Origin of the sequence: Dietzia sp. UBA5065, from assembly GCA_002415925.1 — a bacterium.
GTDB lineage: Bacteria > Actinomycetota > Actinomycetes > Mycobacteriales > Mycobacteriaceae > Dietzia.
Map to the genome: position 1 here is coordinate 47,391 of DIAZ01000186.1, position 1,663 is coordinate 49,053.

General features: G+C 76.5%; 2 protein-coding genes. One reads left to right on the forward strand and one right to left on the reverse strand.

Going from position 1 to position 1,663, the window contains the following annotated elements:
• Nucleotides 1-106 precede the first annotated feature (106 nt).
• Complete coding sequence (locus tag B4M60_RS15535) at nt 107-1,435, forward strand: amidase (RefSeq protein ID WP_291086120.1); 1,329 nt, start codon at nt 107-109, stop codon at nt 1,433-1,435.
• Between the two features lie 18 nt (nt 1,436-1,453).
• On the opposite strand, the gene B4M60_RS15540 is transcribed toward B4M60_RS15535, so the two are convergent.
• Nucleotides 1,454-1,663: AMP-binding enzyme (locus B4M60_RS15540; RefSeq protein WP_414646823.1), on the reverse strand; the 210-nt coding region annotated here is incomplete at its 5' end.

Below are 1,663 nucleotides of genomic sequence, written 5' to 3' on the forward strand. Positions count from 1 at the left end.
GTTCGACTGACTGCGTCGGTATCGCCCCAGGCTACCTGCGCCGTCCGACACGCGACCGCGATGATCGCCACGGGCGCACACCCGCCGCCGTCGTACCATCGAGACCGTGACCACTTCCCCGCTCACCGCAGCCGGCACCGCCGCGGCCGTGCACTCCGGCGCCGGTGGCGCGCTGGAGTCCCTCGACGCCGCCCTCGACCGGGTCGCCGACCTCGACCCGGCGCTCCACGCCTTCACCACACTTCTGCGCGCCGACGGCCGGGCCGCCGGCGCCGCGGTGGACGCCCTGGCACCGGCCGCTCGCTCGGCGCTCCCGCTGGCGGGGGTGCCGTTCGCGATCAAGAGCACCGTCACGTTGGACAATCCCGTGGTCGCGCCCCTGCTGGCGGCCGGCGCCGTCCCCGTGGGCGTCACCGCCGCGCCCCAGCTGTGCACGTGGGGGATGACGGACTCCGAGGAGCACGGGATCACCCGCAACCCGCGCGACCTGTCCCTGTCCGCCGGCGGCTCCTCCGGCGGGTCCGCGGCGGCGGTGGCCTCCGGGATGGTGCCGCTCGCGGTGGGCGACGACGGCATGGGGTCCCTGCGCATCCCCGCCGCGGCCTGCGGGATCGTCACCATCAAGCCCGGGCCGGGGGTCGTGCCCACCCGGCTGTCCGGCGACAACTGGGGCCGGCTCGCCGAGTCGGGCCCGCTCGCGCGGACGGTCGGGGACGCGGCCCTGGCGCTGTCCGTGATGTCCGGGAGGCCGGAACTCGCGGCGGTCGGGCGCGTGCCCCGCGGGAGCCGGGTCGGCCTGTCCACGACCAGCCCGATCCGGCTCGGCGTCGATCTGGTGCCCGTCCGGGAGCCCTGGCGGCGGGCGGCCCGGGAGGCCGCGGACCTGCTGCGGGCGGACGACCTCGTCGTCGTCGACACCACGCTGCCCTCCCCGCGCGACCCGGTCCTCTACCTGGCGCGCTGGACGTCCGCCGTGGCCCGCGCCGCCGAGGAGGAGAACCTCCCGCTCTCGGCGATGGAGCGGCGCACCCGGCACCACGCCCTGCTGGGGCGCACGGTGTTCCGCAGGGGCGGCGCCGGGGACGGGGACACCCGGTGGAACCGGGGGGTCGAGGCGCTGCGGACCGACGTCGAGCGGGCGATGGCCACCGCCGGCGTGGACGTGTGGCTCACCCCCGCCCTGGCCGACGTGCCCCCCGAGGCCACCGAATGGCACCGGCGGTCGTGGGGACGCTCGCTCTGGGCCTCGATGCGGTTCTCCCCGTTCACCCCCCTGGCCAACGTGCTCGGCTGGCCGGCGATGACCGTCCCGTGCGGCCGCACCCATACCCCGCTCGGGCGGGTCCTGCCCACCTCCGTCCAGCTGGTGGGCAGGCCGGGCTCGGAGGCCACGCTGCTCGCGCTCGCGGCCGCCGTCGAGCGGGGCGGGGCCTGACCTCCCGGATCAGTACACCTAGCCGGCCGCCTGCGCCTTGTACTTGTCCGCGATCCGGCGCTTGACCAGCTTGCCGGTGGGCGTCCGGGGCAGTTCGTCGACAAAGTCCACGCCGCGGGGGATCTTGAAGTCCGAGACGTGCCCCCGCAGCGAGCCGAGGATCTCCTCGGCCAACCCGGGGTCGTCGGCCCGGTCGGCGGCGGGCACCACCACGGCGTGGACCCTCTC